Annotated in this window: 23 protein-coding genes; 16 read left to right on the top strand and 7 right to left on the bottom strand. The window is 55.5% G+C overall.

Features of this window, described 5'->3' with window-relative positions; genetic code table 11:
- The first annotated feature begins 15 nt into the window (after window positions 1-15).
- From IMQ33_RS25180 to mdcH, 6 genes are all read left to right on the top strand, one after another.
- A complete protein-coding gene (locus IMQ33_RS25180; RefSeq protein WP_021806268.1) occupies window positions 16-315 on the top strand; it encodes a malonate decarboxylase subunit delta in 300 nt (99 codons plus the stop codon).
- On the top strand, window positions 308-1144 hold the full coding sequence (locus IMQ33_RS25175) for a biotin-independent malonate decarboxylase subunit beta (RefSeq protein WP_024528337.1): 837 nt from the start codon (window positions 308-310) through the stop codon (window positions 1142-1144). Before IMQ33_RS25180 ends, IMQ33_RS25175 begins: the two co-directional genes overlap by 8 nt.
- Window positions 1141-1947, top strand: coding sequence for a biotin-independent malonate decarboxylase subunit gamma (gene mdcE, locus IMQ33_RS25170; protein WP_196062712.1), 807 nt, complete (start codon window positions 1141-1143; stop codon window positions 1945-1947). The genes IMQ33_RS25175 and mdcE overlap by 4 nt, the downstream gene beginning before the upstream one ends.
- Window positions 1948-2113: 166 nt before the next feature.
- Window positions 2114-3073 (top strand): AEC family transporter, encoded by a 960-nt coding sequence (locus IMQ33_RS25165; protein WP_024528335.1) that lies wholly within the window; start codon window positions 2114-2116, stop codon window positions 3071-3073.
- Between the two features lie 12 nt (window positions 3074-3085).
- Window positions 3086-3709 (top strand): malonate decarboxylase holo-ACP synthase, encoded by a 624-nt coding sequence (locus IMQ33_RS25160; protein ID WP_186530209.1) that lies wholly within the window; start codon window positions 3086-3088, stop codon window positions 3707-3709.
- A complete protein-coding gene (mdcH, locus tag IMQ33_RS25155) occupies window positions 3709-4638 on the top strand; it encodes a malonate decarboxylase subunit epsilon (protein ID WP_196062711.1) in 930 nt (309 codons plus the stop codon). The genes IMQ33_RS25160 and mdcH overlap by 1 nt, the downstream gene beginning before the upstream one ends.
- On the opposite strand, the gene IMQ33_RS25150 is transcribed toward mdcH, so the two are convergent.
- Window positions 4635-5555, bottom strand: a complete 921-nt coding sequence (locus IMQ33_RS25150; protein ID WP_098929825.1) for a LysR family transcriptional regulator — start codon at window positions 5553-5555, stop codon at window positions 4635-4637. The genes mdcH and IMQ33_RS25150 overlap by 4 nt on opposite strands.
- A gap of 207 nt (window positions 5556-5762) precedes the next feature.
- On the opposite strand from IMQ33_RS25150, the gene yacL reads away from it, so the two are divergent.
- The 5 genes from yacL to IMQ33_RS25125 all read left to right on the top strand — a co-directional run bounded on the left by yacL (window position 5763) and on the right by IMQ33_RS25125 (window position 10298).
- The gene (gene yacL, locus IMQ33_RS25145) at window positions 5763-6125 is read left to right on the top strand and encodes a protein YacL (protein WP_021179705.1); all 363 of its coding nucleotides are present in this window, start codon (window positions 5763-5765) and stop codon (window positions 6123-6125) included.
- Window positions 6126-6328: 203 nt separating this feature from the next.
- Window positions 6329-7285 carry a 2-keto-3-deoxygluconate permease 1 gene (locus IMQ33_RS25140; RefSeq protein ID WP_065684536.1) on the top strand — a complete coding sequence of 319 codons (957 nt, stop codon included), beginning with the start codon at window positions 6329-6331 and terminating at the stop codon, window positions 7283-7285.
- The gene (locus tag IMQ33_RS25135; RefSeq protein WP_196062710.1) at window positions 7282-8553 is read left to right on the top strand and encodes a four-carbon acid sugar kinase family protein; all 1272 of its coding nucleotides are present in this window, start codon (window positions 7282-7284) and stop codon (window positions 8551-8553) included. The genes IMQ33_RS25140 and IMQ33_RS25135 overlap by 4 nt, the downstream gene beginning before the upstream one ends.
- A complete protein-coding gene (locus tag IMQ33_RS25130) occupies window positions 8513-9526 on the top strand; it encodes a D-threonate 4-phosphate dehydrogenase (RefSeq protein ID WP_065684534.1) in 1014 nt (337 codons plus the stop codon). The genes IMQ33_RS25135 and IMQ33_RS25130 overlap by 41 nt, the downstream gene beginning before the upstream one ends.
- A 13-nt stretch (window positions 9527-9539) precedes the next feature.
- Window positions 9540-10298: a DeoR/GlpR family DNA-binding transcription regulator gene (locus tag IMQ33_RS25125; protein ID WP_065684533.1), complete on the top strand. Its 759-nt coding sequence runs from the start codon at window positions 9540-9542 to the stop codon at window positions 10296-10298.
- 36 nt (window positions 10299-10334) lie between these two features.
- Here the strand turns inward: IMQ33_RS25125 and speD are convergent, their stop codons facing one another.
- The 3 genes from speD to IMQ33_RS25110 all read right to left on the bottom strand — a co-directional run bounded on the left by speD (window position 10335) and on the right by IMQ33_RS25110 (window position 12520).
- A complete protein-coding gene (gene speD, locus IMQ33_RS25120) occupies window positions 10335-11129 on the bottom strand; it encodes an adenosylmethionine decarboxylase (protein WP_065684532.1) in 795 nt (264 codons plus the stop codon).
- Between the two features lie 25 nt (window positions 11130-11154).
- The gene (speE, locus tag IMQ33_RS25115) at window positions 11155-12018 is read right to left on the bottom strand and encodes a polyamine aminopropyltransferase (protein ID WP_196062709.1); all 864 of its coding nucleotides are present in this window, start codon (window positions 12016-12018) and stop codon (window positions 11155-11157) included.
- 154 nt (window positions 12019-12172) lie between these two features.
- A complete protein-coding gene (locus IMQ33_RS25110) occupies window positions 12173-12520 on the bottom strand; it encodes a YacC family pilotin-like protein (RefSeq protein WP_037375824.1) in 348 nt (115 codons plus the stop codon).
- 171 nt (window positions 12521-12691) lie between these two features.
- Here IMQ33_RS25110 and cueO point away from each other — a divergent pair, with 171 nt between their 5' ends.
- Both cueO and hpt read left to right on the top strand, forming a co-directional pair.
- On the top strand, window positions 12692-14284 hold the full coding sequence (cueO, locus tag IMQ33_RS25105; RefSeq protein WP_065684530.1) for a multicopper oxidase CueO: 1593 nt from the start codon (window positions 12692-12694) through the stop codon (window positions 14282-14284).
- Between the two features lie 120 nt (window positions 14285-14404).
- Complete coding sequence (hpt, locus tag IMQ33_RS25100) at window positions 14405-14941, top strand: hypoxanthine phosphoribosyltransferase (protein ID WP_071681992.1); 537 nt, start codon at window positions 14405-14407, stop codon at window positions 14939-14941.
- Between the two features lie 166 nt (window positions 14942-15107).
- Here hpt and can read toward each other — a convergent pair whose 3' ends face one another.
- On the bottom strand, window positions 15108-15767 hold the full coding sequence (gene can, locus IMQ33_RS25095; protein ID WP_021179730.1) for a carbonate dehydratase: 660 nt from the start codon (window positions 15765-15767) through the stop codon (window positions 15108-15110).
- Window positions 15768-15967: 200 nt separating this feature from the next.
- Between can and IMQ33_RS25090 the strand changes: the two genes are divergently transcribed.
- The 3 genes from IMQ33_RS25090 to IMQ33_RS25080 all read left to right on the top strand — a co-directional run bounded on the left by IMQ33_RS25090 (window position 15968) and on the right by IMQ33_RS25080 (window position 19126).
- Window positions 15968-16891, top strand: a complete 924-nt coding sequence (locus IMQ33_RS25090) for an ABC transporter ATP-binding protein (protein ID WP_024484343.1) — start codon at window positions 15968-15970, stop codon at window positions 16889-16891.
- Window positions 16888-17658 carry an ABC transporter permease gene (locus IMQ33_RS25085; protein WP_024484344.1) on the top strand — a complete coding sequence of 257 codons (771 nt, stop codon included), beginning with the start codon at window positions 16888-16890 and terminating at the stop codon, window positions 17656-17658. Before IMQ33_RS25090 ends, IMQ33_RS25085 begins: the two co-directional genes overlap by 4 nt.
- 175 nt (window positions 17659-17833) lie before the next feature.
- Window positions 17834-19126 carry a polysaccharide deacetylase family protein gene (locus tag IMQ33_RS25080; protein ID WP_065684529.1) on the top strand — a complete coding sequence of 431 codons (1293 nt, stop codon included), beginning with the start codon at window positions 17834-17836 and terminating at the stop codon, window positions 19124-19126.
- A gap of 32 nt (window positions 19127-19158) precedes the next feature.
- On the opposite strand, the gene panD is transcribed toward IMQ33_RS25080, so the two are convergent.
- Together panD and panC are read right to left on the bottom strand one after the other, a co-directional pair.
- The gene (gene panD / locus IMQ33_RS25075; protein WP_024484346.1) at window positions 19159-19539 is read right to left on the bottom strand and encodes an aspartate 1-decarboxylase; all 381 of its coding nucleotides are present in this window, start codon (window positions 19537-19539) and stop codon (window positions 19159-19161) included.
- A 136-nt stretch (window positions 19540-19675) separates the two neighbouring features.
- Entirely contained in the window at window positions 19676-20530 is an 855-nt protein-coding gene (panC, locus tag IMQ33_RS25070; RefSeq protein ID WP_196062708.1) for a pantoate--beta-alanine ligase, read from the bottom strand.
- Window positions 20531-20586 lie beyond the last annotated feature (56 nt).

The following is a 20586-nucleotide window of genomic DNA, read 5'->3' as shown; positions in this document are numbered from 1 at the left end:
AATCCAGAGGATGTTATGGAACATATCGATTTGAGTTATCCGGCCAGCATTACGCTGCCGGGTAAGGCACTGACCGGAGTCGTGGGCTCCGGTGACATGGAGGCTCTGTTTGAGCCTGCGGCTGACGGTACGTTGACGGTGGCGATCAAAACCTCCGTAGACGGTAGTCGTCAGCGTTGGCAGCACCTGTTTGAACGCTTGGCGTCATTGCGCGATTTACCTGCCGGACGGTTAGAGATTAACGACTTCGGCGCTACGCCGGGGGTGGCTCGGTTGCGTATCGAACAGGTATTTGAGGAGGCCGCCCATGCGTGATGATCTCAGCTTTATTGAACTCAGCGCTCGGGAGCGCGCTCGTAATCTGCTGGACAGCGGCAGTTTTCGTGAACTATTGGGGCCATTTGAGCGCATTACTTCACCTTGGCTGGAGCCACAAGGCATAGTCACCCAGGCCGATGACGGCATGGTGGTCGCCAAAGGCACCATTGACGGTCAACCGGCAGTGGTAGTGGCGGTAGAAGGGGCGTTTCAGGGCGGCAGTATGGGGGAGGTTTCCGGTGCCAAGATGGCCGCGGCCCTGGAACTGGCGGCAGAAGATAACCGCAACGGCATTGCGACTCAGGCAGTATTGCTGCTGGAAACCGGTGGCGTGCGTTTGCAGGAAGCCAACCTGGGGCTGGCCGCGATCGCGGATATTCATGCGGCGATTGTCGATCTGCGCCGATATACCCCGGTGGTGGGCATTATTGCTGGAACCGTGGGCTGCTTTGGCGGGATGTCGATCGCGGCAGCATTATGCAGCTACCTGATTGTCACCCGTGAAGCGCGCCTGGGCTTAAACGGCCCACAGGTAATTGAACAGGAAGCCGGTATCGAAGAATACGATTCCCGCGATCGGCCTTTTATCTGGAGCATGACCGGTGGCGATGTGCGCTATCGCAGTGGCTTTGTCGATGAAGAAGTCCCTGATGCGTTACATGCGGTCAAGGCTGCGATGACAGGTTGCCTGCAACGCGGCGTGCCTGCTCAACACCGTTCCGACAATTATCACTACTACTTGCCGAAACTGTCGCAATTCGACACCCGCCAGCAGGCGGACTCGGCGGTCATTGCTCAACTGTTTGCTGCGGAGGATCGGGTATGAGTACGTCATCATCAAGCCGTGGAGAATATTGGTTCTCTTTGCTGACGGCAGGTGCCGAGCAGCGCCAGGGGCAGTGTGCCTCGATCCGAGTCGCGGACGCTGAACTAGAGGGCCAACCGGTGCGTTTTATCGCCGTGGTGCCGGATGCAAATAACCATTACCCGCGCGCCGCACGCGGTGAAGTAGGTTTGCTGGAAGGTTGGACGTTAGCCCTGGTAGTCAGTGAAGCGGTCGCGGCTGACGTTGGTAAAGCACAAAAGCGCGCCATCGTGGCGGTGATCGATGTGCCGAGCCAGGCCTACGGGCGTCGGGAAGAGGCCTTTGGTATTCATCAGGCGTTGGCCGGTGCGGCCGGGGCTTATGCCAAGGCTCGGCTGGCTGGTCACCCGGTGATTGGTTTGATCGTCGGGAAAGCCATGTCCGGCGCGTTTCTGGCGCACGGCTATCAGGCCAACCGCTTGATCGCCTTCAACGATGCTGGCGTGATGATCCATGCGATGGGCAAAGAGTCTGCGGCGCGCATCACGTTACGCTCCGTAGAGGCGCTGGAGAAGCTGGCAGCAACCATTCCACCGATGGCCTATGACATCGAGCATTACAGCTCGCTGGGCCTGCTGGAACAGTTACTGGATATCCGTGACCCGCTGCAGGCCAGTGAGCAGGAGCTTAATCTGGTGCGCCACTCGGTGGTTCAGGCGATTGCTAAAACACGCAGTGAAGGCGTTGGTTTAACTAACCGCCTGGGGGCAGACAACCGCCATAGCTCTTCGCTGGTGCGTGAACGTATGCGCGCAGAGTGGTAATGCCACGCTAGCCATTTTTACGTCAGAGTTCAGGAACAAAATACGACCCGCCGGGAGGGCGCATGTGATGCGTTCCGACCCGGCATAAAGCTTCACCTGCATATAACAATATAACTAACACCATCGCACCTGATCTGACTGATTTTTTCTTTTTAACAGGTGATTTATGACATACGTAATTATTCATGCCTTGGCACCGATTTTTGTCATTATGCTGCTGGGCTTTTTTGCCGGTAAGGCAAAAATGGTCGATAACCAGAACGTTTCATTACTCAACATCTTCGTGATGGATTTTGCACTGCCAGCGGCCCTGTTCGGTGCCACCGTACAAACGCCTTGGGCGGGGATCGTTGAGCAGTCGCCGCTGATCGTGGTGTTGGTGCTGGCGATGTGGATCACCTATGCGGCGATCTATTTTACCTGCACCGGGATCTTCCATAAGTCTCCGCAGGATGCCGCGGTGTTGACGCTCACCGTGGCGTTGCCCAACTATGCCGCGCTGGGCCTGCCGATCCTCGGTAGCGTGCTGGGGGAAACGCCGGGAACCTCACTGTCCGTGGCGGTGGCTATCGCCTGTGGTTCGGTATTGATGACACCGTTTTGCCTGCTGATCCTTGAGCGTGAGAAGGCCCGTACAGCCGGTGGGGTTCAGGGTTCCAGCCTGGGCATGTTGCCGGTGCTGATGTGGCGCTCGGTAAAAAAACCGATCGTCTGGGGGCCGCTGCTTGGGGTGGTGCTGTCGGCGATAGGCGTTCATATGCCTGAAATGGTGCTGGCTGCGATCAAACCGCTTGGCCTGTCGGCGACGGCGACGGCGCTGTTCCTGACCGGCGTGATCCTGTCTGCCCGTAAGTTGCAGATCAACGGACCGGTGCTGCTGTCGAGCGTAACCAAACTGCTGATCCAACCGTTTATTGCCTGGGGGTTGGTGCTGGCATTGGGCCTGCACGGTAGCGTGGCCATCACCGCTATTTTGATGATCGCCCTTTCTGCCGGTTTCTTCGGTATCGTCTTTGGTAACCGTTTTGGCGTGCAGTCGCCGGATGCCGAAGCCACGTTACTGATCAGTTCCGTGTTGTGTATCATTACCTTACCGCTGTTTATCACCCTGACCTCAGGGATGTAACTGGAGCAACCGATGATTCGCCCGCATGACCTGATTTGGATTAGTGACCGTTCTGCCCTCAGCGCCGACCAGGCGTTGCCGGAGTGGGTGAGCCAGCAGTGGCGCACCTCATTACCGCTGGTGGTGCGGCGCGATGTTCAGGGCAACGGGCGGATCCCGGTGGGGATCCGGGGCATGAAACGCAGCCAGCGCGCGGCAGCCTGGGTTAGCGCAGAGGCTATCCGGCGCGTAGTAACGCCAGAGTCTTTGGTGAGCGACCCGCTGGCGTTGCTGCACTCGAGCTTTGTTTCCCAGCCTCCGGTGCAGGCGCTCATAATGCTGGCTCAACGGCCTTGGCCGCGGGGCTGGGGCGTGACCGGCAGCTGTGGTTATGCGCTGGCGACCGAAATCCCGGTGATGCATGCCGACAGCGATCTGGATCTGTTGGTTCGCTGTCCGCAGCCTGCCAGCCTTGATGAGTTGCAGCGGCTGGCGCAGTGGTTGCAGGCGCTGCCTTGCCGCGCCGATGCCCAAATAGAAACACCGCTCGGCGGCTTTGCCCTGAGCGAATGGCTGCGGGATGGACGAGCGATGCTGAAAACCGCTGAGGGGCCGTTGGTGACGACGGATCCATGGGCCAGCTCTCAGGAGATCTGATGAAGATTTTATTTACCTTTCCCGGTCAGGGGCCGCAGGTGCCGCAAATGCTGCACCAACTGCCTGCCAATGAAACTACCCAGCGGTTGTTAAGCGAGGCTTGCGCTGTTCTTGACCAGGACGTATTGGCGTTGGACAGCGCCGAAGCCTTACAGAAAACCCGGGCAGTACAGCTGTGCCTGCTGATAGCCGGTGTGGCCTACGCGCGGGAATTACAGCAGCACGGGGTCGTACCCGACTTTGTCAGTGGCTTATCCATCGGTGCTTTTCCGGCTGCGGTGGTCGCCGGGGCTTTGGCATTTTCCGATGCTGTCCGGTTGGTGGCGTTACGTGGCCAGCTAATGGAGGAAGCTTACCCCGCGGGATATGGTTTGGCGGCGATTGTCGGCTTGCCGTTGCGCCAGGTGGAAAGGCTGATAGCAGAGGTCAACAGCGCTGAGCTACCGGTCTATCTGGCCAATATCAATGCCGAAGACCAATTGGTGATCGCGGGTAGCGAAGCCGCAATGGTGCAGGTCATGGCGTTGGCGAAAACCGCCGGTGCGGCGAAAACCCAGCGTTTGGCGGTGAGCGTCCCTTCCCACTGTGCCTTGTTGGCACAACCGGCGGAAAAGCTGGCGCAGGCTATGAAGCAGGTAACCATCAATCGGCCGCAGGTTGCGTATCTCAGCGGCAGTAGCGGGCGCGTGTTATGGCAGCCGGAGCGGATTGCTGACGATCTGGCCTTCAATATGGCCCGAACCGTGCGCTGGCATGAGGCGATGGTGGCGGCCTACGAACGGGAAGTCCGTCTGGCGATCGAAATGCCGCCGGGCGCGGTATTAACCGGCTTGACCAAAAAAGTCATGGAGCAGGGGGAAGCGCTGTCCCGTTGCCAACTGGGGCTGAACGCGGTCTGCGGCATTGTGGCCAAATATCGGCGCTATTAAACCGGCCCTTCACCGCGTGCGTACATACGGCCTTCCGCCGTCAACGCCAGCAGGTTCGGATCCTGCTGCTGGTTACGGTTGAACACCAGCGCGATGGTTTGACGCATTTGGTACTGTTCGCACAGCGGCAGTAATTTCAACGTGTGTTCATACATCTTCTTCATTCGCCCTGGCACCAGCGTGTAGCCCACCCCGGCCTGCACCAGACTGAGCATTGAGAAAATATCATTCACCCGGGTGACGATTTCCGGTTCAAAACCGGCAATCTGAAACGCTTCGCTAAAGCCGTGATAAGTGGCGAAGCCTTCGGTCAGGGAGACAAACTTCTGGCTGCGAAAGTCTTGCAGGTCTGCCGTGCCATCGCTGTTTAGCGCCGAGGCTGCCGGTGCGGCAAGATAGATATCATCCTCAAACAGTGGCAGGATCTCAAAGCGCAGCGGATCGATTTGGCTGTCCGAAACCGAAATCAGGATGGCATCCAGCAATTGGTTCTCCAACTGGGCCAGCAGATCCTCATTCGATCCCATCGTCAGGCTGATCTCCATGGCCGGGCGGCGTACCTTCAGCCCCATGATCAACCGTGGAATGGTTTCCAGCGTCAGTGAGTAGAGCGTGCCGATACGCATGCGTTGCTGGCCAAACCCCGCCTTCAGCCGAGTTTCTTCGATGCCTTTGTAGGTGAGATCCACGATATCGCGGGCGTATTCTGCCAGCGTTTGCGCAGCGGGCAGGGGCAGCAGGTTACGTCCTTTATGAATAAACAGCGGGCAGCGAAACCCCTCTTCCAGAGTATGTAACGCACGATGCACGCTAACGCTGCTCAAGCCAAGCTGTTCTGCGGCTCGGCCGATGTTTTCCTTCTCCATAAACGCCAGAAAGATTTCCAATTTTTTCAGGGTGATTTCGCTGTCGATCATCGGCTCAGGCTTGGGTAAGGGCTAATGAGAGCCATGATAACAACAATTGCCCGTCCATAGCAGGCACAGAGAGCCTTCCCAAGCCCAAGGATAAACCGTTATATTGCGCCGCAGTTTATTTGGCCCAATCGATCAACTTTGCGAGCGCCCACTGAGATAGTGGCGAATTAAGGGTTACACTTATAAAAAAGCTCAGGAGGGCATGCTATGGATTACGAATTTCTGCGTGACGTAACCGGTCAGGTGGTGGTCAGATTTTCGATGGGGCATGAGGCCATCGGCCATTGGATTAATGAAGAGCTCAACGGTGATTTTAACCTGCTGGACCGTATCGAAGCCGGTGCGGCAGGGGTCAAGGGCAGTGAGCGTCAGTGGCAGTTGGAAGGCCATGAATACACGTTGCTGATGGACGGTGAAGAGGTGATGATCCGCGCCAACCAGTTGGAGTTCGAAGGCGACGAAATGGAAGAGGGGATGAACTACTACGACGAAGAGAGCCTCTCTTTCTGCGGTATCGAAGACTTCCTGACGGTGCTGAAAGCCTACCGCTCGTTTATGCTCAACTACTGATTATCCAGACGGGGGCAGGATGCTGCTCCCCTTGTGAGTCCCAGGTGGCCGACTCTCTGCCGCCTTTCCTCCCTTCTGTAATGATTAAATAAAATCAAATAATCATGTTACTGATTTTTTAATCTGCGACACAGCGCCGATTTTTTCTTTTTTGATTTTATATAATCATTTTGATTAAAATAAATCACAATGACGAGGGTAGGATGAAAATTAAGGCGACAATAGAGAAAATCCCTGGGGGGATGATGGTCGTCCCGCTGGTGCTTGGCGCAATGATCAACACCTTTGCTCCACAGGCGCTGGATATTGGCGGCTTCACCACGGCACTGTTCAAAAACGGTGCGGCTCCACTGATTGGTGCTTTCCTGCTGTGTATGGGGGCCGGTATCAGCTTCAAGGCGGCTCCGCAGGCACTGTTGCAAGGCGGCACCATTACCTTGACCAAACTGTTGGTTGCCATGGCCCTGGGGCTAGGCGTTGAGCATCTGTTTGGGGCGGAAGGTATTTTTGGCCTGACCGGCGTGGCGATCATTGCCGCAATGAGCAACTCCAACGGTGGCCTGTATGCGGCGTTGGTCGGCGAGTTTGGTAATGAGCGGGACGTAGGGGCGATTTCGATCCTATCCCTGAATGACGGGCCGTTCTTCACCATGATCGCGCTGGGTGCGGCAGGTATGGCGAATATCCCATTGATGGCGTTGGTGGCGGTGTTGGTTCCCCTGCTGGTAGGGATGATGTTGGGTAATCTGGATCATCAGATGCGCGACTTTCTCACCAAGGGTGGCCCAATCCTGATCCCATTCTTTGCCTTCGCGCTCGGTGCTGGCATCAATCTGGAAATGTTACTGCAAGGCGGTATGGCCGGGGTTCTGCTTGGCGTGTTGACCACTTTTGTCGGCGGTTTCTTTAATATTCGCGCCGATCGACTGGTGGGGGGCTCAGGTATTGCCGGTGCGGCAGCATCGAGCACTGCCGGAAATGCGGTGGCGACGCCATTGGCGATTGCCCAGGCGGACCCTTCGTTAGCTAGCGTCGCGGCTGCTGCGGCCCCGTTGATTGCCGCTTCGGTGATCACCACCGCCATACTGACCCCGATTCTCAGTTCTTGGGTGGCGAAGCGTAATGCCGCTAAGGGCGTCGCGCTGAAGGAGACAGCATGAAGATGATCGTGATTGCCGATGATTTTACCGGAGCTAACGATACCGGCGTGCAATTGGCAAAAAAGGGTGCGCGTACCGACGTGGTGCTCAGCGAACTACCGCAGTCTACCCGGCGCACGGATGTGCTGGTGATCAATACCGAAAGCCGGGCGTTATCTCCTGCAATGGCCAGCGCCAAGGTGAGTGATGCTTTGCGGGCGTATTGCCAGAGCGATACGCCGCCCCTGGTGTATAAAAAAATCGACTCGACCTTTCGCGGTAACGTGGGGGCAGAGATCGAGGCGGCGATGGTCGCCAGCGGTGCGCAGTTGGCTATCGTGGCCGCTGCCATCCCCGCGGCGGGTCGGGTAACGCTGAATGGCGAATGCCGGGTTCACGGCGTCCCGCTGGTGGAAACCGAGTTTGCCAGCGATCCGAAAACGCCGATCGTGTCTTCTCATATCAAGACCTTGATTGGTTTACAGACGGCCTATCCGATCCACGAGTTGGATTTGCAGAGTGTACGCAGTGGCGAGCTAGGCCGCGAGTTGCCGCTCCTGAGCCACAACGGGCCAGCGATTGTGGTAGTGGATGCCGAGACGGATGGCGATCTGGCACAGTTGGCGCAGGCCGTCCAGCAACTCAGTTGCCGTTATTTACTGGTGGGCGCGGCCGGATTGGCAAATGCGTTGCCAGCCAGCAGCTACCTGGCCGCTCGCCAACGCCTGCCCGTGCTGGTGGTTGCCGGTTCGATGAGTGAAGCCACCCGGCAGCAGATTGTGTTTGCCGCAGAAGAGAAGTCACTGGGTATTTTAGATATTGATGTCGAAGCCTTGTTGCAACCGAACAGCCAAGCTGCGGTAGACGAAATTATCCGCCAGGCAGCCAGCGTCCTGCGGGATCGGCAGCACTGCGTGCTACGCACCTGTAGAGATGCCGATGATCGCCGGATGATCGATACGTTGTGCGAAAAGCATGACCTTTCGCGCCAGCAGTTGGGGGACAAAATCAGCCAGGCATTAGGCTCCATCACCTTGGCGATTATCAATCAGGCTCAGATTGGTGGCTTGTTCCTGACCGGCGGCGACATCGCCATTGCGGTTGCGAGAGCGCTGGGGGCGGAAGGTTACCGTATTACCAGTGAGGTTGTTCCTTGTGTGCCCTGTGGCACTTTCGTCAACAGCGAGATCGACGATCTGCCGGTGATCACCAAGGCCGGCGGATTTGGCGGTGCTTCAACGTTGCGGGATGCACTTTATTTTATTGAGGAGATGTACAGTGGCAAATAACACGATTGCGGTCACCATGGGCGATCCGGCAGGCATTGGGCCAGAAATTATCATTAAGGCGCTGTCTGAAGGTGAGTTGGCGGGAACGCCAGCGGTTGTGGTGGGCTGTCTGCAAACGTTGCAACGTATTCAGGCATTGGGGATCGTGCCAAAGGTCGAGTTGAGGCCGATCCAGCAGGTTTCGGAGGCACGCTTCGCGCCCGGTATTATCAACGTGATTGATGAGCCGCTAGAGGACCCCGCAGCGCTGACACCAGGGAAAGTGCAGGCACAAGCGGGCGATCTGGCTTACCGATGCGTAAAGCGTGCCACCGAACTGGCCATGGCGGGTGAGGTAATGGCCATCGCCACGGCGCCGCTGAATAAAGAGGCGCTGCATCTGGCCGGGCATCTGTATCCAGGCCATACGGAGTTGTTGGCAAAACTGACCCACAGCCGGGATTATGCGATGGTGCTGTACACCGATAAGCTGAAGGTGATCCATGTTTCCACCCACATCGCCCTGCGCAAATTCCTTGATACGCTGAATGCCGAGCGGATCGAAACGGTGGTGACGATGGCGGATACCTTCCTCAAGCGCGTCGGTTTTAAACATCCAAGGATCGCGGTCGCGGGCGTTAACCCCCACGCGGGTGAACATGGCCTGTTTGGCGATGAAGAGATCAACATCGTCAGCCCGGCGATTGCGGCAGTAAAACAGCGTGGGATTGATGTTTCAGGCCCGTGCCCCCCGGATACCGTCTTCCTGCAGGCTTATGAAGGCCAGTACGATATGGTGGTCGCCATGTATCATGATCAGGGGCATATTCCCCTCAAGCTGCTGGGCTTCTACGATGGGGTTAACATCACGGCGGGCCTGCCGTTTATCCGGACTTCTGCCGACCACGGCACCGCGTTTGATATTGCCTGGACAGGTAAAGCCAAGTCTGAGAGCATGGCGATCTCGATTAAATTAGCCACTCAGTTGGCGTGATACCACGGACGTCATGAAGCCACAAACTCGCCAGGACCAGATTCTGGAATACTTGAAAGCTCATAATCTGGTCACCGTTGAGCAATTGGTCAGCGCTATCGATGCTTCTCCTGCCACCATCCGGCGCGATCTGATCAAGCTGGATGAGCAGGGGATCATCAATCGCAGCCACGGCGGCGTGGCCCTCAACCGTTTTATCCCCGCACAGCCCACCACTAACGAAAAGCAGCTGCGTAACCCGCAGGAGAAGCGGGCGATCGCCCTGTATGCGGCCACGATGGTTAAAGCCGGTGACGCAGTGGTGCTGGACGCAGGCACCACCATGCTGGAACTGGCGCGGCACTTGACTCACCTCCCGCTACGGGTGATCACCGCCGATCTGCATATCGCACTGTTTCTCTCAGGATTTAAACAGATCGAAGTGACCATCATTGGTGGCCGTATTGATGACAGCAGCCAGTCCTGCGTCGGCGATCATGGGCGCAGGTTGCTGCGAGGGATCTACCCGGATATTGCGTTTGTCAGCTGTAACTCGTGGAGTCTTGAGAACGGTATTACCACCCCAACCGAAGAAAAGGCGGGCCTGAAGCAGGATCTGATGGCCAATGCCCGCCAGCGGGTGCTGTTGGCTGATAGCAGTAAATACGCTGCCTACTCGTTATTCTGTGTGGCGCCGCTTGGCAGCCTGACGGATATCGTCACCGATAAGGCGCTACCTGCCACAGCACAGCAGCAATTGGCAGATTTACCCGCAGCCTTGCATCTGGTGTGACTGACAGGGCAGCCTCGGCTGCCCTGTATCTCAACATTACAGGTGCGGAATATTGCGCCCGTAGTAGATCTCCTGCATCTCTTTCCACAGCAGATCGGTGATCCTTTTCCGTTCCGCCTCGCTCAGTTCGTGCGGCCTGGCGTTGAACAGATAGTGCTTCAGATCGAAATCCTTCAGCAGCATCTTGGTGTGAAAGATGTTCTCCTGATACACGTTCACATCCATCATGTGGTACAGCGCTTTCATATCCTCAGACATAAAGTTCTGGATCGAATTGATCTCATGATCGATGTAATGCTTCACACCGGCTACATCGCGTGTGAAACCGCGTACGCGATAGTCCATGGTGACGATATCGGATTCCAATTGGTGGATCAGATAGTTCAGCGCTTTGAGCGGTGAAATCACGCCGCAGGTAGAGACTTCAATATCGGCCCGGAAGGTACACAGGCCACCTTCTGGGTGGCTTTCTGGATAGGTGTGAACACAGATATGGCTTTTATCCAGATGTGCTACCACCGTCTTTGGCAGCGGCCCTGGGTGCTCAGAGGTATCCACGTCTTTCGGATCGACCGGCTCTTCGCTCATAAGAATGGTGACGCTGGCGCCTTGTGGTTCGTAGTCCTGGCGGGCGACGTTGAGAATATTGGCGCCAATGATCGAACAGGTTTCACTGAGGATCTCGGTCAGGCGGTTGGCATTGTACTGTTCGTCAATGTAGGCGATATAGCCATCGCGATCGTCTGCGGTTTTGGCATAACAAATATCGTAAATACAAAAACTCAGGCTTTTGGTCAGGTTATTGAAGCCGTGCAGTTTGATCTTTTGCAATTAGATTTAGCCCCTATCTTCTCGCTTAACGTGAAACGTTCAGTGCATTGAGCAAATACTGCGGCAGGGCAAAGCTGCCAGCGTGAATTGCCGGATTGTAGTAGCGGCAGTCTAAGCCACTTTGATGAAAGCGTTGTTGCAGCGTGGTGACATCCAACTGGCGCAAAGCCGGATTTTGGCTGGCCCAGGCAAAGGTCATGATGCCGCCGTAATAGGTCGGGATCGCTGCCTGATAGAAGCTGACGTCGTTAAAATACTGGCTGAGCTTGGTGCGGCTGTTGACCGCTTCGTCCTGCTGCAGGAAGCAGACGCCGTTCTGAGCTACGAAGATGCCACCCTCGTTGAGGCAGCGTGCGCAACCTTCATAGAACGCCGAGGTAAACAGGCTTTCACCGGGGCCGATTGGATCGGTACAGTCAGAAATAATCACGTCGAATTTTTCGTCGCTCTGGCTGACGAAATTGACGCCGTCGTCGATCACCAGTTTGAAGCGAGGATCGTCATAGGCACCGGCGTTGTGATTAGGTAAGTATTGGCGGCAAAATTCCACCACGCCCGCGTCGATCTCAACCATAGTGATCTGTTCAACGTCCTGATGACGGCAAACTTCACGCAGCATAGCGCCATCGCCACCGCCGATAATCAGCACTTTCCTGGCCTGGCCATGGGCCAGCAACGGCACGTGGGTCATCATTTCGTGATAGATAAACTCATCGCGTTCGGTAGTCTGCACCACGCCATCGAGAGCCATCACGCGGCCCAGCACCGGGTTTTCAAAGATCACCAGATCCTGATGCTCGGTTTTCTCACGGTAAAGCACCTGCTCTACTGAGAAGTACTGGCCAAAGTTGGCATGTAGCGTTTCATACCAAATCTCTTTCTGGGTCATGTGCGGGTTACTCCGTAATAACAACCATGAAAAATGAGCGCAACATCATAAACCCTCCGTGTGGCAAATTACAGCATTGTCGGCAGGGCAACAGATAGGCGATAGCAAACCCTGCCAGCTATCGTTGGCAAGGCTGAGAGAAAGCAGGGGGAAGTTAGTTGGCGTAGGCCAGAAGGCTCAGGGAGTCGCGCGCCAGAGATTTGCACTTATTGGGGGTAGGAATAGCGATGCCGCTGAGATCGCGGTAGCTGTCTTCACCCAGGGATTTCATATTAAAGCTATTATAATTAGTCAAATCCCAACGGTTTTGCTGGGCGAAGTACACGATGGCGCGTTTGATTTGCGCGTTAGGCAAATCATTGTAGCCACAGTCGTTTTTTAGATAGACAAACACTGCGGTCAGATCGGCGAGATCTTCCGCTTCGGATTCATTTAGCGCCAGGCTGGCATTGGAAAAGCCCAGCATAGTCAGCAATAGCATTAACAACGTTGTTTTTTTCATCATGAAATAGACCTGTTCAATATCTGCTGACGTTACCACACTTGACTGTAAAGGCACCAAATTAATTATGTGGGCTTAACATACCTTAATAGTAGCTCTTGACCTTCCACTAAGGGGAGGGTTTAGGCTGCGGATCTTAAGCTTTCGATCACTGAGAAAAGGGAACCAGCGATGTTACGCCGTGATTTTATCAAACTGACCGCCGCAATAGGTGCCGCAAGCGCCTTGCCATTATGGAGCCGTGCCGCCTGGGCAGCCGATCGCCCAGCCTTGCCGATCCCACCGATTTTGACGCCAGATGCGCAAGGAAAGATCGCGTTGGCGCTGCAAACCGGTGAGATGAACTGGTTGCCTAACATGGCTACCCGCACCTGGGGGATCAACGGTGCGTTGCTTGGCCCAGCGGTCCGTTTGCAACGGGGTAAGCCGGTGACGGTGGATATCAGTAATAAACTGCCAGAGGCCAGCACGGTACACTGGCACGGTTTAGAGATCCCCGGCAATGTCGACGGTGGCCCACAAGCCTTGATCCAACCAGGCACCACCCGCACGGTGAGTTTCACTGCCGATCAGCCAGCGTCTACCTGCTGGTTCCATCCTCATACGCATGGCAAGACTGGCCAGCAGGTGATGATGGGATTGGGCGGATTGGTGCTGCTGGAAGATGAAGAAAGCAGCCAACTGCCCTTGCCGAAAACCTGGGGAACAGATGATATTCCCGTGATCCTGCAAGATAAGCGCCTGGGCAAAGACGGCCAAATCGAATATCAATTGGACATCATGAGCGCGGCCGTGGGTTGGTTTGGTGACCGTATGTTCACCAACGGTGCTGCCTATCCGCAACACATCGCGCCACGCGGCTGGCTGCGTCTGCGTTTCCTGAACGGCTGTAATGCCCGCTCGCTTAACCTGTCCACCAGCGACAATCGCCCATTATACGTGATTGCCAGTGACGGTGGCTTCCTGGGCGAACCGGTGAAACTGACCGAACTGCCGATGCTGATGGGCGAGCGCTTTGAAGTGTTGGTCGATGCCTCCGATGGCAAACCGTTCGATATCGTTACCTTACCGGTGAAGCAGATGGGCATGACGCTGGCCCCGTTCGACCAGCCGCTGCCGGTGCTGCATATTCAGCCCTCGTTGGCGCTGGGCGTGAAATCCATGCCGGACAGCCTGGTGAAATTGCCTGCGCTGCCATCGCTGGCCGGGGTGCAGGAACGCTGGTTGCAACTGATGATGGATCCTAAGCTGGATATGCTGGGGATGCAGGCTCTGATGGATCGCTATGGTCACCAGGCGATGGCTGGGATGAGCATGGATCACGGCAATGCCGCTGGCAACATGGCAGGTATGGACCACGGCAATATGGCGGGAATGGACCACAGCAAGATGGATCATGGTAGCAAGCCGTTTGATTTCAGCCATGCCAACACCATCAATGGCAAAGCCTTCGATATGACCAAGCCCGCGTTTGAGGCCAAGCGTGGCAAATACGAGAAATGGACCATTTCCGGCGAAGGCGACATGATGCTGCACCCGTTCCATATCCATGGCACCCAGTTCCGCATTCTGTCGGAAAACGGCAAGCCACCGGCGGCCCACCGGGCAGGATGGAAAGATACGGTGCTGGTAGAAGGTTGGCGCAGCGAAGTGCTGGTGCGCTTCAATCATCTGGCCAGTGCCGATCAGGCCTATATGGCCCACTGCCACCTGCTGGAACATGAAGATACAGGGATGATGCTAGGCTTTACCGTAGCCGATTAAATTATCCCAGGCTGCGGCTAACCACGCCGCAGCGTGTAAAGTGGTGACGCGCTCGCGTCGCCACCGCCCGCCAGCTATGCTAAACTCTGCGCCCTTCTTCCGGCAACTGACCTGAAAACTATGAAACACACTGTAGAAGTAATGATTTCCGAGCAGGAAGTTAAGACCCGTATTGCTGAACTTGGCCGCCAGATCACCGAAGACTACCGCGACAGCGGCAGTGACATGGTGCTGGTCGGGTTGCTGCGTGGCTCTTTCATGTTTATGGCCGATCTGTGCCGCACCATTGAGGTGCCGCATGAGGTCGATTTTATGACCGCTTCCAGCTACGGCAGCGGCATGTCTACCACCCGCGACGTGAAAATCCTCAAAGATCTGGATGAAGACATCCGTGGTAAAGACGTATTGATCGTCGAAGACATCATCGATTCCGGCAATACCCTGAACAAGGTGCGCGAGATCCTGGCGTTGCGTGGGCCGAAGTCTTTGGCGATTTGTACGCTGCTGGACAAGCCTGAGCGCCGTGAAGTTGAAGTACCGGTGGAATATGTCGGCTTCCCGATCCCGGACGAGTTCGTGGTGGGTTATGGCATCGATTACGCCCAGCGTTATCGCCATCTGCCTTACATCGGCAAAGTGGTGATGCTGGACGAATAATCCGGCCGGGGGTCAGCAGGGCGCTGAACCCCTATACCCGTCGTCTTTCAAGCTGCAGCGTTGTTACCTGCACTTACCCACCCCAGTCACTTACAATAGTAAGCTCCTGTGGATGAGTAAGCTTGTCGCCTAGCTGCAGCTTGAAATCCATAGGGTATATAAGGCGCTAGAACAGGCCTTTCTCTTGCTTGAGTGTGGCTATCGCTTTGCGGTAGCCCATCTCCAGGCTCTCACGGCTGGTGGCGGTGACTTCCAGATCGTGCAGACGACCGTCCTGGATCCCGTACACCCAACCGTGGACCATCACTTTCTGGCCGCGTTTCCAGGCCGACTGCATGATGGTTGAGTGCCCCAGGTTATACACCTGCTCAATCACGTTGATCTCGCACAGTACGTCCAGACGTTGTTCCGGTTCCAACTCGCCGAGCAGGGAACTGTGCTTGTACCACAGATCGCGAATGTGCAGCAGCCAGTTGTTGATCAACCCCAGTTCCGGGTTCTCTACTGCCGCTTCTACCCCACCGCAGCCCAGGTGACCACAGATGATAATATGTTCGACTTCCAGCACGTCGACGGCATATTGCACCACTGACAGGCAGTTCAAATCGGTGTGGATCACCAGATTGGCGACGTTACGGTGAACGAACAGCTCACCCGGCTCCAGGCCGGTCAGGCGCTCGGCGGGCACGCGGCTGTCTGAGCAGCCGATCCACAAGAATCGCGGTTTTTGCGCTTGAGCCAAACGTTCAAAGAAGCCGGGATCTTCCTTGTTGATGTTAGCGGACCAGGCTTGGTTGTTGGCGATAAGCCTTTCGATTTCTTGCATGGCGGTTATTGGCCTGTTATGAACGAATTGCGTTGATGTAATATATGGCAAGCGTCACAATTTGGAAATCGGAACAGTTAAGCAATTTTCTGCCCTATGGATATGCGCACGGATTCAACTCGGTAATCGGGCCGCTGATGATAAACTCCCTCTTAGACAAGTTCGGCAGCCAACTCCATCACAAGGTACTCTCATAACTTATGAATTATGCACTGGAAATAGCGCAGCTGACCAAAACCTACGCGGGTGGCGTCAAGGCATTGCGCGGTATCAATCTGAACGTGGAGGCAGGGGACTTTTATGCCCTGCTGGGGCCGAACGGCGCCGGGAAATCCACCACCATCGGCATTATCAGTTCGCTGGTCAACAAGACGGCGGGCACGGTGCGAGTGTTTGGTTACGATATCGATAAGGATATCGTTAACGCCAAGCGTCAGCTCGGGCTGGTGCCGCAGGAATTCAACTTTAACCCGTTTGAAACCGTGCTGCAGATTGTGGTCAACCAGGCGGGATATTATGGCGTGGAACGCCGCGAGGCGATGGCGCGGGCAGAAAAGTACCTCAATCAGCTCGATCTCTGGGGTAAACGTAACGAGCGGGCGCGTATGCTGTCTGGCGGGATGAAACGCCGCCTGATGATTGCCCGTGCGCTGATGCATCAACCCAAACTGCTGATCCTCGACGAACCGACTGCCGGGGTGGATATCGAACTGCGTCGCTCGATGTGGGGCTTCCTCAAAGAGCTGAACGCCCAGGGCACCACCATTATCCTGACTACGCACTATCTGGAGGAAGCAGAAATGCTGTGCCGCAATATCGGCATCATCCAGAACGGTGAGCTGGTAGAAAACACCTCGATGAAGGGGCTGTTGGCCAAGCTGAAGTCCGAAACCTTCATCCTCGATCTGGCGGCAAAAAGCCCATTGCCCCATCTTGAGGGTTACCACAGCCGTTTGACGGACACCTCCACGCTGGAAGTGGAAGTGATGCGTGAGCAAGGTCTGAACGGTCTGTTCACCCAACTGAGCGCGCAGGGGATCCAGGTCCTGAGTATGCGTAACAAGGCCAACCGGCTGGAAGAGCTGTTCGTCAACCTGGTGAACGGCAATGGAGAACAAGCATGATGCATTTGTATTGGGTGGCCTTGAAAAGCATCTGGGCCAAAGAGATCAACCGCTTCGCCCGCATCTGGATCCAGACGCTGGTACCGCCAGTGATCACCATGACCTTGTATTTCATCATCTTTGGCAACCTGATTGGGTCGCGTATTGGTGAGATGCACGGTTTTGATTATATGCAGTTTATCGTGCCGGGCCTGATCATGATGGCGGTGATCACCAACTCTTACGCCAACGTGGCGGCGTCGTTCTTCAGTGCCAAGTTCCAGCGCAATATTGAAGAGCTGCTGGTGGCACCAGTGCCGACGCACGTGGTGATTGCCGGTTATGTTGGCGGTGGCGTGGCGCGTGGTATCTGTGTGGGGATCCTGGTGACAGTGATCTCGCTGTTCTTCGTTCCCCTGGTAGTCCATTCCTGGTGGGTGATCGCGGTGACGCTGCTATTGACGGCGATCCTGTTCTCGCTAGGCGGTTTGCTTAATGCCGTGTTTGCCAACACATTCGACGATATCAGCCTGATCCCGACCTTTGTGCTGACGCCGCTAACCTATCTGGGCGGGGTATTTTACTCGCTGACGCTGTTACCACCCTTCTGGCAGGCGGTCTCCAAGCTGAATCCGATCGTCTACATGATCAGCGGTTTCCGCTTCGGTTTCCTGGGCATTTCCGACGTGCCGTTAGCGCTGACCATGCTGGTGCTGGTGGCGTTCATTGCGGTGTTCTACGGGTTGGCCTGGTATCTGATTGAACGTGGCCGCGGCTTGCGTTCATGATGTCATTTCCCTCCCCCCGTTGCCGGGGGAGGGAGTTTATTGATTTAGCACATACATCACTTAAATCCATAGAATTAAGGTAATAAGCCCTTTCTCCCGGCGATTTAAATCGTGCTATGCTGGCGCTCCACATTTTCTTCATTTTTTCATGACGCACTCGTAAGCAGAACAAACCATGCAGCCTCAACATAAGATAGCAGCAGGGCTACTCGGCATTGTTATGTCGTTGTTGGCACCGGCGGCGTTGGCGGATTTGCTGTCAGAAGACAGCGCTATTCAAGCCCAATACATGGAAGTGCAGCGTAACAGCGAGGTTTATTCGTTGATCGGTGAGCATGTGATCCCGGTCGGTGAAGTGAAAAAAGGGCAACTGATCCAGATGTTCCCGGCGGATGCGGAATATTACGAGCTTAAGTTTGGCTATGGCACCGGCTTTATCGATAAAAACGACGTTCGCGCCATCAGCAAAACCCGTAAGGTGAAGGACGATCTGGGGGATCTGAACAAACCGCTGACCAATCAGAATCTGATCACCCAGCGTGCAATTAACGTCTATACGGCGGCGGATAACAAAAGTGAAATCTTTGGCGTACTGGAAGAGAACCTGCGCTATCCGATTATCGGCAAGCTGAAAGATCGGCTGAATAATACCTGGTATGAGGTCAATATCGGCGATCGTCTGGGATTTGTCAGCGAGTTGGACTGCGAAGTCGACAACGGCATTCCGGTGCTGACTTATCATCACCTGCTGAAAAACGAAGAGAACAAACGTTTCCGTAATACTTCAACCACCACCTCGGACGTGGCCTTCAGCAACCAGATGACCTATTTGAAGCAGACGGGTTATGACACCATCTCGATGTATCAGCTGGAAGCCTACCTGAATAATCAAATCAACCTGCCGGGCAAAGTGGTGGTGCTGACCTTTGATGATGGGTTGAAGTCGGTTTATCGCTATGCCTATCCGGTACTGAAGGATTACGGTTTCCGCGCTACGGCGTTTATCATCTCTTCGCGTATCAAACGTCATCCGCAGAAATGGAATCCGGATTCACTGCAGTTTATGAGCATTTCAGAGCTGAAAGAGATCCAGGATGTGTTTGATATCCAGTCACACACCCATTTCCTACATCGTACCGATGGCAACCGTCGGCCGATCCTGCTCAGCCGTTCACTGCACAATATCGAATTCGACTTTGAGCGCTCAAGACGGGCGTTAGAGCAGTTTAATCCACATGTGCTGTACCTTTCCTATCCATTTGGTGGTTATAACCAAAAGGCGATCCAGGCGGCAAAAGATGCCGGGCTGCATTTGGCCGTGACCACGGTGCAGGGGAAAGTGAAGCCGGGTGATAATCCATATACTTTGAAACGGCTGTATATCCTGCGCACTGACTCCATCCCCACCATGGCGGAGCGGATAGCCAACAAGCCTGGCGCGTTACCGGGTGTGACGGTAACAGAATAGAGAGAAGACGGGCGCTGAAAGCGCCCGATTTTTTAGGCAACCTGAACGGGGACGGCTTTTGCCTTGCGTTGCAGGTGGTTGTCACCTTCGAAGTAGGCGACTTTGGGGTGGTGCTGGCGGGCATCGGCGTCGCTCATCTGCACGTAAGAACAGATGATCAGTTTGTCACCCACACAGGCACAGCGGGCGGCCGCACCGTTGACCGAGATAATGCGCGAACCGCGTTCGGCGGCGATGGCATAGGTGGAGAAACGTTGGCCGTTATCCACGTTGTAAATATCAATCGCTTCGTATTCCAAGATCCCGGCGGCTTCCAGAAAATCCTGGTCAATGGCGCAGGAGCCTTCGTAGTGCAGGTCAGCCTGAGTCACTTTCACCCGATGCAGCTTGCCTTGCAACATAGTACGTATCATAGCGTTACCTAACTGAATATCGGCCTTTTCAGGCGGCTGAAGAAGAACTGCTTCCTTGCACTATTTATCGTCACCGAAAACCCGGCCAGTCTACTGCCAACCGGGTAAGAACGACAACGGCTGTATAATAAATGGCTTACTGCGTCAGATCGACCTGCTGATTATCGATCAGGCGAGCTTTACCCAACCAGGCGGCCATCAGCACCACGGCCCGGCGGCTTTCTACGCCCAACGGTTGCAGCGTGTCTGCATCGCGAATAAACAGCTCGTCTGGGGTGAAACCTGCTGCGCGCAGCTTTTCGGCCGTCTGCGCCAGCAACTCTTCAATGTGGCGTTCGCCGTTGCCGAGCTGCTCTGCCAGGGCGTTCATGATTTTGCTCAACTGTGGCGCGATCTTGCGTTCTTCTGCGGTGAGATAGCCGTTGCGAGAGCTTAGCGCTAGCCCGTCTTTGGCCCGCACCGTCGGCACGCCAACGATATCAATGTCATAGCCCATATCCGCCACCATCTTGCGGATTAACGCCAACTGCTGATAGTCCTTCTCGCCAAAGCAGGCCAGATTTGGCTGGATCAGATTGAACAGTTTGCTGACGATGGTGGAGACACCGCGGAAGTGGCCCGGACGACTGGCGCCTTCCAACATGGTGGAGATCACCGGTACATCGACGCTGGTGTGCTCTTCCAGCCCTTTGGGGTAAATTTCGGCCGGGGCAGGGGCGAAGATCAACTCGACATTACGGCGATTGAGCTTTTCACAGTCTTCCTGCAAGGTGCGCGGATAGCGCTCCAGATCGTCTGCACGTTCGAACTGCAGCGGGTTAACGAAAATGCTCACTACCACCACGTCGGCACGGGCGCGGGCTTCTTCCACCAGCGTCATATGGCCTTCATGCAGATTGCCCATGGTGGGCACCAGCGCAACGCGCTTGCCTTCTTGCCGCCAGCGGCGGATCTGTTGGCGCAGCAGTGGCAGGGTTTCGATAATTACCATTCCATAACTCCTCGGTGTTGAGGGATAAACTAGTTAGCTATCAATCGTGGCCGGTC

The sequence above is a fragment of the Serratia sp. Res13-Sevr-LER1-36-b genome, from assembly GCF_015673035.1.
GTDB lineage: Bacteria > Pseudomonadota > Gammaproteobacteria > Enterobacterales > Enterobacteriaceae > Chania > Chania fonticola_C.
Note: the sequence above shows the minus strand (reverse complement) of the source record. Positions and strands in the feature narration are given on the sequence as shown.